Here is a 7025-nt window from a genome sequence, read left to right as displayed (position 1 = left end):
CCACCAGGGCTCCTTGATGTCCGAATTGGGGGAGAGGTTGCCTGTCTGCCCTGTGGCATGCGCTACAAAAGCCGCGTTCCGTTTGGGGATTGACGGCCGCCGCGTCTAGTTTCGACCGGGCTGTTCGTCAGGCAGTGCGCCGCATCCGCGGCACCGGACAGTCATCGCCGAGTCCCCGCATGGCGCGAGCCAGGGGAGCCGGGGACCCAACTAGGCAGTCCCTGGGGTGAATCGGACGCCCGCGCGTTTCGCGAGGGGGTCCGTAGGAGACCTTCCTGCTCCGAACCCGTCAGCTAACCCGGTAGGCGAGAGGGAAGGAAAGGACCGCTCAACTACATGGCGTCCACTTGCGCCACCGGGAAGCACCGTCGTCCCAGCCGGATGAAGCGCACGACCGCCCGCGCGGCGGGCATCGCGGCGCTCACCACCACCGGTGTCATCGGCACCGTCGCCTCCAGCCCCGCCCTCGCCGCCGAGACCCCCCTCGAGCAGACCGGCCTCATCCCGGTCGTCTCCATCGGCGACACGGTCGCCGAGCAGATCGACGACCAGGCCGACGCGCAGAAGCGGGCCGCCGAGCAGGAGGCCGAGCGCGAGAAGGCCGCCGCTCAGGCCGCCGCCAAGGCCAAGGCGGAGCGCGAGGCCAGGGTACGCGCGGCCCGCGCGGCCGAGCGCGAGCGCCTCAACACCTTCGTGTCGCCGATCAGCGGCTCCTACGTCTCCACCGGCTACGGGTCCGGCGGCTCCCTGTGGTCCTCCGGCAGCCACACCGGCATCGACTTCCACGCCGCCAGCGGCACGCCCGTGCACGCGGTGGGCCTCGGCACCGTCGTCGAGGCAGGCTGGGGCGGCGCCTACGGCAACCAGGTCGTGATCCGGATGAACGACGGCACGTACACCCAGTACGGCCACCTGTCGTCCATCGCGGTCTCGGTGGGCCAGAAGGTCGCTCCGGGCCAGCAGATCGCTCTGTCCGGCGCCAGCGGCAACGTCACCGGCGCGCACCTGCACTTCGAGGCCCGCACCGGCGCGGAGTACGGCTCGGACATCGATCCGGCCGCCTACCTCCGCACGCACGGCGTGAACATCTGACGACGTACGGCGACAGATCGTACGGCCCCGGCCCTCTTGGCCGGGGCTTTCGTCGTTTCAGTGACCGCGCTGTCCAAAAAATATCCATGGATTTCGGTCCGCCATCGGAAATCCCCGCTGATTGCAATAGAGTCACGGAACACACGTCAATCGTCGACGTTTCACGGGGATTAAGGCGGAGGTCGGTCATGCGTATTCCGGCGCACTCGGTGTGCACGGCCATCCGGGACGACATCGTCGCGGGTGTCTACGAGCGTGGCAGCCGTCTCACCGAGGAACTCCTCGCACGCCGCTACGGCGTTTCGCGCGTCCCCGTCCGGGAGGCCTTGCGCACGCTGGAGGCCGAGGGCTTCGTCGTCACGCGGCGGCACGCGGGCGCGTGCGTCGCCGAACCGACCGAGCAGGAGGCCGCCGACCTGCTGGAGATGCGGATGCTGCTGGAGCCGCTCGGCGCCGCCCGAGCGGCCCAGCGCCGCACCGAGGCGCATCTCAAGGTGCTCCGCGGCCTCGTCAGGCTGGGCCAGGAGCGCGCCAGGCGAGGCAACAGCGAGGACCTGCGCTCCCTGGGGGGCTGGTTCCACGAGACCCTCGCCCAGGCCGCCGGCAGCCACGCCCTGACCTCGACGCTCACCCAGCTGCGCCACAAGATCTCCTGGATGTACGCGGTGGAGGCGCCGGCCAGCCCCGTGGAGTCCTGGGCGGAGCACGGCGCGATCGTGGACGCGGTGGCGCGCGGCGACGCGGAGCGCGCGCGGGCGGTCACGGCGCTGCACACCGAGCGCGCGACCTCCGCACACCGGCTGCGCTTTTCCGGCGGCGATCGCCAGGACCGTGTGAGGACTTCGCAACACGTCGTAAACATGTCCGGCCTCCGGCATTAACAAGAGGGCCGTATACAAAGAAGTGAATTCGACGGAGAAGCATTTCCGCTGCTCTTTTTTCCGGCGCGCCCCCTTATTGCGGTGGCGCGCTCTTCGTGTGCCTGCGGACTATTTCCGACATGCCTACGGCAATTCCCTCCGGGTCGGAAAACAGCGGAGCCGCGCCACCCGGATCGGGTGACGCGGCTCTCGGCCGCTGAGTGCGGCAACCGGCTCAGACGGTCTCGGGAAGCTCCTCGAGCCCCTCGGCGACCAGCTTGGCCAGCCGGTCGAGGGCGATGTCCGCACCCTCGGCCTCGGAGCTGAGGACGATCTCCTCGCCGCCCTGGGCGCCCAGGCCGAGGACGGCCAGCATGGAGGCCGCGTTGACGGGGTTGCCGCCCGCCTTGGCGATCGTCACCGGGACGCCTGCGGCCGTGGCGGCTCGGACGAAGATGGAAGCGGGGCGGGCGTGAAGGCCCTCGGCCCAGCCGACGTTGACGCGGCGCTCAGCCATGTGATGCTGCCCTTCAGAGTCTCAGGTTGTCTAGACCAGTGTTCCACACGTGAAGCGTGTGAGGACGGTCCGTGTGTCCCGTCCCGGTGCGGTCGTCGGATCGCGGCCTCGATCCGACCTCCGTCCCCCCACAGACTGCCTCGCGCCGTTGTCATACGCGAGCCGTACTCTGGGGCCCATGCAGAGCGCGCCGGACCGCCACGAGTATCCCGCCCACTGGGAAGCCGACGTGGTGCTGCGCGACGGCGGCACCGCGCGCATCCGCCCCATCACCGTCGATGACGCCGAGCGCCTGATCAGCTTCTACGAGCAGGTGTCGGACGAGTCGAAGTACTACCGCTTCTTCGCGCCCTACCCGCGACTGTCCGCGAAGGACGTCCACCGCTTCACGCACCACGACTTTGTGGACCGGGTGGGACTCGCGGCCACGGTCGGCGGCGAGTTCATCGCCACCGTACGCTACGACCGCATCGGGGCCGACGGGATGGCCGCCACCGCCCCCGCCGACGAGGCCGAGGTCGCCTTCCTCGTGCAGGACGCCCACCAGGGACGGGGTGTCGCCTCCGCCCTTCTCGAGCACATCGCGGCCGTCGCCCGCGAGCGGGACATCCGACGGTTCGCCGCCGAGGTGCTCCCCGCGAACAACAAGATGATCAAGGTGTTCACGGACGCCGGCTACACCCAGAAGCGCAGCTTCGAGGACGGCGTCGTCCGCCTGGAGTTCGACCTCGAACCCACCGAACGCTCCCTGGCCGTGCAGCGCGCGCGGGAACAGCGAGCCGAGGCCCACTCCGTACGGCGGTTGCTGGTGCCCGGCTCGGTCGCCGTCATCGGCACCGGCCGCACCCCTGGCGGCGTCGGCCGCAGTGTCCTCGGCAACCTCCGGGAGGCCGGCTTCACCGGAGACCTGCACGCGGTGAACAAGGCGTTCCCCGAGGACCTCAAGGAACTCGACGGCGTACCCGCCCACCGCTCGGTGCGCGACATCGACGGACACGTCGACCTCGCGGTCGTCGCCGTCCCGGCCGACCACGTGCCCGAAGTCGTCACCGAGTGCGGCGAGCACGGCGTGCAGGGACTCGTCGTCCTCGCCGCCGGATACGCCGAGAGCGGCCCCGAGGGGCGCGAGCGCCAGCGCGAACTCGTGCGCCACGCGCGCGCGTACGGTATGCGGATCATCGGCCCCAACGCCTTCGGGGTCATCAACACCTCCCCGCAGGTACAACTGAACGCGTCGCTGGCCCCACAGATGCCGCGGCCCGGCCGGATCGGCCTGTTCGCCCAGTCCGGCGCCATCGGCGTCGCCCTGCTGTCCCGCCTGCACCGGCGCGGCGGCGGCGTCACAGGCGTCACCGGTGTGTCGACGTTCGTCTCCTCAGGCAACCGGGCGGACGTGTCCGGCAACGACGTGCTGCAGTACTGGTACGACGACCCCGACACCGACGTAGCCCTGATGTACCTGGAGTCCATCGGCAACCCGCGCAAGTTCACCCGTCTCGCACGGCGCACGGCGGCGGCCAAGCCGCTGGTGGTGGTCCAGGGCGCCGGCTCCGCTCCCCAGGGCCACGCCGTCCGGGCCACCCGGCTGCCCCACGCCACGGTGTCCGTCCTGCTGCGGCAGGCCGGCGTGATCCGCGTCGACACCATCACCGAGCTGGTCGACGCGGGCCTGCTGCTGGCACGCCAGCCGCTGCCGCGCGGCCCGCGCGTGGGCATCCTCGGCAACTCGGAGTCGCTGGGGCTGCTGACGTACGACGCGTGCCTCTCCGAAGGGCTGCGTCCGCAGCCGCCCCTGGACCTCACCACCGAGGCGTCGGCGGAGGACTTCCACGCCGCCCTGGCGCACGCCCTGTCCGACGAGGCGTGCGACGCGGTCGTGGTGACCGCGATCCCGGCGATCGGAGAGGCGTCCCCCGGCGACGCGGAACTGGCGCAGGCGCTGCGCTCGGCCGCGGCCGCGGGCCCCGCCAAGCCGGTGCTCGTGGTGCACGTGGAACTGGGAGGTCTCGCGGCGGCCCTGTCCGCCGCGACCAGCACCGCCCCACGCGCGCGTACGGCGACCCCGGACGCGGCGGCGGCCGAGGCCGGGGCGACCCGGACCGGGCCGACCGAGCCCGGCACGGCGACCGGCACGCCCCCTGCCCCCGCGGCCGAGGCAGCAGCCTCCGAGGCCCTCGAAGGTACCCACCTCATCCCCGCCTACCCGGCCGCGGAGCGCGCGGTCCGCGCCCTCTCCGAGGCCGTGAAGTACGCGCAGTGGCGGCGCGAGGCGGCCGACCCCGGCAAGGTGCCCGAGCACGAGGACATCGACGAGAAGGGCGCCGCCGCGCTCATCGGCAGGCTCCTCGCGCGCGGGCAGGGCCTCACCCTCGGCACCGACGAGACCTGCGAGCTGCTCGGCCGGTACGGCATCCCCGTCCGCCGCTCCCTCCCCGCGCCCGCCCCGGACGAGGCCGTACGGGCCGCCGCCGCCCTCGGCTACCCCGTCGCCCTCAAGGCCACCGCCCCCCACCTGCGCCACCGCGCCGACCTGGGCGGCGTCCGCCTCGACCTCGCCGACGAGGAGCAACTGCGTCGGGCGTACTCCGAGTTGACCGAGCTGTTCGGCGCCCCGCAGGAGCTGCGCCCGGTGGTCCAGGCGATGGCCCCGCGCGGGGTGGACACCGTCGTCCGGGCGGTCATCGACCCGGCAGCGGGAGCCGTACTGTCGTTCGGGCTCGCCGGTGCCGCCTCGCAGCTGCTCGGTGACATGGCGCACCGCCTGATCCCGGTCACCGACCGGGACGCCGGCTCCCTGGTCCGGTCGATCCGGACGGCACCCCTCCTGTTCGGCTGGCGCGGTTCGACGCCCGTGGACACCCCCGCCCTGGAGGAACTGCTGCTCAGGGTGTCCCGCCTGGTCGACGACCACCCGGAGGTCGTCGCGGTCACCCTGGAGCCGGTCGTCGTCGCCCCGCACGGCCTGAGCGTTCTCGGTGCCTCGGTCCGCCTCGCGCCCCCGCCCGCCCGGGACGACCTCGGCCCACGGACGCTTCCCGCCTACTGAAGGAGCCGTCACCGGTCCCTCGCAGTCAGTGGGTCCCCGTAGGATGGAGGGCATGGCCAAGACCAGTACGACGACCCAGGGGCTGCGTGCGGCGATCGAGCGCAGCGGCTACTACCCGGCCCTCGTGGCCGAGGCGGTGGAGGCCGCCGTCGGCGGCGAGCCCGTCCGGTCGTACCTGGTCCACCAGGAGACCACGTTCGACCAGAACGAAGTGCGCCGGCATGTGACCGTGCTGGTTCTCACCGGCAACCGCTTCATCGTCAGCCACACCGACGAGCAGGCCGCCGACACCACCTCCCCGACGCCGTACGCCACGACGTCCACCGAGTCCGTGAAGCTCAGCCGGATCTCCTCGGTGGTCCTCAGCCGAGTGGTCGCCAACCCGGAGTCGTACACGCCGGGCAGCCTGCCGCGCGAGGTCGTGCTGACGATCGGCTGGGGCGCGGTCTCCCGCATCGACCTGGAGCCCGCCGCCTGCGGCGACCCCAACTGCGACGCCGACCACGGCTACACCGGCAGCTCGACGGCCGACGACCTCAGCCTGCGCGTCAGCGAGGCCGGGGACGGCCCGGACACGGTGCGCCAGACCCTCGCCTTCGCCCAGTCGCTCTCCGAGGCGACCGCGGATCTGACCGCGTAATGGCCCAGCCCGCCGTCTGGGACGACCCGGAACCCCTCGCCGTCTCCTCCGCACCCGTCCCCGAGTACGGCTCCGGCTCGCTCGCCGACCTGCTGCCCACGCTCGCCGCAGGCATGGGCGTCCCGGACCTCACCGCGGCGATCTCTGAGCTGACCCCGGCCGACCGCAACTGCGTCTTCCTGATCGACGGCCTCGGCTGGGAGCAGATCAAGGCCCACCGCGACGAGGCGCCCTACCTGCACAGCCTCCTCGGCAGCTCCCGCGGAGGCACCGGGCGCCCGCTCACCGCCGGCTACCCGGCGACCACCGCGACCTCGCTCGCCTCCGTCGGCACCGGGCTGCCGCCCGGCGCACACGGCCTGCCCGGCTACACCGTGCGTAATCCGGCCACCGGCGAGCTGATGAACCAGCTCCGCTGGCAGCCGTGGACCTCGCCGCAGGCCTGGCAGCCGTACCCCACGGTGTTCCAGCTGGCCGACGCGGCCGGGGTGCACGCCGCGCAGGTGTCCTCGCCCCACTTCCAGAACACCCCGCTCACCAAGGTGGCGCTGAGCGGCGGCACGTTCCACGGGCGCCTCACCGGCGAGGAGCGCATGGACTTCGCGGCCGAGCAGCTCGCGGCCGGCGACCGCTCCCTGGTCTACACGTACTACGCCGAACTCGACGGCGCCGGACACCGCTACGGCGTCTCCTCCGACACCTGGCGCGGCCAGCTCATGTACGTCGACCGGCTCGTCCAGCGCCTCGCCGAGCAGCTCCCGCCGCGCAGCGCGCTCTATGTCACCGCCGACCACGGCATGGTCGACGTGCCCTTCGACGAGGATCACCGTTTCGACTTCGACGCGGACTGGGAGCTGCTCGGCGAGGCGC

General features: G+C 72.2%; 6 protein-coding genes and 1 riboswitch. Of the genes, 5 read left to right on the top strand and 1 reads right to left on the bottom strand.

What is annotated here, in order from left to right:
• Nucleotides 1–155 precede the first annotated feature (155 nt).
• Nucleotides 156–323, top strand: a riboswitch (cyclic di-AMP (ydaO/yuaA leader).
• Between the two features lie 13 nt (nucleotides 324–336).
• On the top strand, nucleotides 337–1092 hold the full coding sequence (locus BZL64_RS33150; protein ID WP_086772806.1) for a M23 family metallopeptidase: 756 nt from the start codon (nucleotides 337–339) through the stop codon (nucleotides 1090–1092).
• A 188-nt stretch (nucleotides 1093–1280) separates the two neighbouring features.
• Nucleotides 1281–1973 carry a GntR family transcriptional regulator gene (locus BZL64_RS33145; protein WP_086772805.1) on the top strand — a complete coding sequence of 231 codons (693 nt, stop codon included), beginning with the start codon at nucleotides 1281–1283 and terminating at the stop codon, nucleotides 1971–1973.
• A 214-nt stretch (nucleotides 1974–2187) separates the two neighbouring features.
• Here the strand turns inward: BZL64_RS33145 and BZL64_RS33140 are convergent, their stop codons facing one another.
• Complete coding sequence (locus BZL64_RS33140) at nucleotides 2188–2469, bottom strand: HPr family phosphocarrier protein (RefSeq protein WP_086772804.1); 282 nt, start codon at nucleotides 2467–2469, stop codon at nucleotides 2188–2190.
• 178 nt (nucleotides 2470–2647) lie between these two features.
• Here BZL64_RS33140 and BZL64_RS33130 point away from each other — a divergent pair, with 178 nt between their 5' ends.
• The 3 genes from BZL64_RS33130 to BZL64_RS33120 all read left to right on the top strand — a co-directional run.
• Entirely contained in the window at nucleotides 2648–5515 is a 2868-nt protein-coding gene (locus BZL64_RS33130) for a bifunctional acetate--CoA ligase family protein/GNAT family N-acetyltransferase (protein ID WP_086772803.1), read from the top strand.
• Nucleotides 5516–5567: 52 nt separating this feature from the next.
• On the top strand, nucleotides 5568–6155 hold the full coding sequence (locus BZL64_RS33125) for a DUF5998 family protein (protein ID WP_373314742.1): 588 nt from the start codon (nucleotides 5568–5570) through the stop codon (nucleotides 6153–6155).
• A partial coding sequence (locus BZL64_RS33120; RefSeq protein ID WP_107430388.1) for an alkaline phosphatase family protein occupies nucleotides 6155–7025 on the top strand: 871 nt, incomplete at its 3' end. The genes BZL64_RS33125 and BZL64_RS33120, both read left to right, overlap by 1 nt.

Source organism: Streptomyces bobili, from assembly GCF_002154575.1.
In the GTDB taxonomy this organism is placed as follows: Bacteria; Actinomycetota; Actinomycetes; order Streptomycetales; family Streptomycetaceae; genus Streptomyces; species Streptomyces bobili.
The sequence above is the reverse complement of the archived record's forward strand: the minus strand, read 5'-3'. Positions and strand labels throughout refer to the sequence as shown.